The 2,161-nt window shown below is 49.6% G+C and carries 3 protein-coding genes; 1 reads left to right on the top strand and 2 read right to left on the bottom strand.

Annotated elements, in window-relative coordinates; translation table 11 throughout:
• A partial coding sequence (locus EBR25_13310; GenBank protein NBW41959.1) for a LysE family translocator occupies positions 1-276 on the top strand: 276 nt, incomplete at its 5' end.
• A 169-nt stretch (positions 277-445) separates the two neighbouring features.
• On the opposite strand, the gene EBR25_13315 is transcribed toward EBR25_13310, so the two are convergent.
• On the bottom strand, positions 446-1,345 hold the full coding sequence (locus tag EBR25_13315) for a DMT family transporter (GenBank protein NBW41960.1): 900 nt from the start codon (positions 1,343-1,345) through the stop codon (positions 446-448).
• Positions 1,342-1,698, bottom strand: a complete 357-nt coding sequence (locus EBR25_13320; protein ID NBW41961.1) for a hypothetical protein — start codon at positions 1,696-1,698, stop codon at positions 1,342-1,344. The genes EBR25_13315 and EBR25_13320 overlap by 4 nt, the downstream gene beginning before the upstream one ends.
• Between the last annotated feature and the right edge of the window lie 463 nt (positions 1,699-2,161).

A 2,161-nucleotide genomic window follows, 5' to 3' on the forward strand; every position in this document is an offset into this window, starting at 1 on the left:
ATGTCTCTCATCACGAATGTGACAAACCCCAAGGTCTTAATCTTCTTCCTGGCATTTTTTCCCCAGTTCTTGGGTGAGTCGCAGAGTGCATTCTGGCAACTGACCCTGCTGAGCGCGACCTTCCTTGTGGCGACCGTAATCTGGTTAGTGCCCCTCGTGTATGCCGCCAGTGCCGCGAGAAAGTTCTTTCTTAGACCACGCGTAGCTATCGCCATGGAATTCACGGTGGCGAGTGTATTCCTGCTTCTTGCTATCGTTCTGGCTTTCCGCCTTTAGGGAGCAGGCTTTCCTCACTTCTCTCTGCTCCGGAAGCAAATGTCGCACTGAGGCTGCAGTTGCCGAATTGTGGAGCCTAGGTAACTCCACTCGCCCTTGGGGATCGGCTTGTTTGAGGGGCTGTTTTCTGCAATTACAACTAAAAATTACAACTATCGGCATAAGTTGGCTACCTATTCCTCGTTCGAGTTACCCTCAGTCGACCCTGGACGAGAAGAGCCGAAAGCACTATCAAAATACCGCCAGCAACCTGCGACGGTGACAGCTGATCACCGAGGACGAGAACGCCCGCAATGACAGCCACGACGGGAGTTATGTATGTGACCGAAGAAGCAACGACGCTCCCCGCCAACTCAATATTTCGGTAATTCCATACATAAGCAACCCCCGTTCCAAGCACGCCCAGTAAAGCAATTCCAGCGAGAGAAGTGCCAGTGATCACATCATGCGTAATTCCCCACAGAATTGCGGGTAGAGCGGTCAGGGCAGCTGACGCAGAAACCTGCGACGCAGCTAGAACATAAGGACTGTAAGGCAAGGGGGAAACAAAACGCTTCGCGTAGGGCATCGCTAGCCCGTAACACAAGGTTGCCATCAGGAGAGTGATGACTCCTGCGACAGATGCTTGATTGCTAGAAGAAAAGATCTCCATCACCAGGAGAATTCCAAAAAACCCTACGACTATTCCCAAGAATTGATCAACGGTGGGGGTTTGATCACGAAAAAAAGAAATGATGATGAGAACCGTCATGAGAGGCGTGGTCGCGTTGATAACTCCTGCAATCGAACTACTCACTGTTTCCTGCCCAAGGGCAAAAAGAAACCCGGGAGCAGCATTTAGCAACACAGCGACAATCGAAATGTGTAACCAATGTCTCCACACTCGAGGAAGTTTTTGCCGAGTTACTGCCACTAGGACAAGGAGAGAAACTGCACCGAGAAGCCCACGAAGGAACGCAATACCAATCGGAGTGAAAGAGATGAGAGCGAGTTCAACGAAAAGGAAGGACAACCCCCACACCAGCCCAAGGGCAATAAATCCAGGGAGCCACTTCGATGGCTTCCTCACAATTTGCTCTGCTCTCGTCTCGCCAATTTACGAGGTGTCAACCCTGAAACAATGACAGTGATTCTCTCCAGTTGCCGCCTCGACACTGCCAGCTCTTCAGCAAGTTGACGGATTGTTTTCTCCGGACTGCTAATCGCAAGCTGAACAAAATCTTCAGTCATTTGTCGCTGAAATTCCTCTAAAGCAGGCGAGGGAAGATCTGGTCGGCACCTCTTGCACGCTCGAAAGCCAATCTTCTTTGGCTCGTTGATGTTTGAGAAGTAAAGGACATTCTCTGGATTTGGTCGCCGGGACGGGCATCCAGTGCGACAGAAAATTCGTGTCGTCACGACTCCATAGAACGCGGATGGCATAAAAAGAGTCTGTCAGCGCCAAGCAAGAAAGTCGCATGATTTTGCGACGTCTAATTTTTCAAGTAACGGAAAAGAGCTTTCGTGGAGCCTAGTTAGATCCACCCGCCCTTAGATTGGCTTGTTTAAGCCTCTGATTTTCGAAATTACAACTAAAAATTACAACTATTTTTCCCAAAGGCTTTAATGCCTCACGAAGAACCCTGACTAGCAATTCACTGCAAAGAGGAGGGCGTGGGATTTCCTGCCGTTTTCCTAAATGACAATGAGCAAGGGGTAGCCAGACCTAAGCCTGGCTACCCCAATTCAAGGGATTAACCTTCTGCTTTGTTGAGTTTCTTCTGATTTGCGTATCCTACGAATCCGAAAATGATGCTTGGAATGAGGAACACGGCATAAACGAGGAAGAGGACAGCTGCAACTGCAAACAAAATGGCTCCAGTCAGAGTCAACCCTGCCTTTCGTG

The sequence above is a fragment of the bacterium genome (assembly GCA_009926305.1).
Taxonomy (GTDB): Bacteria; Bdellovibrionota_C; UBA2361; order UBA2361; family RFPC01; genus RFPC01.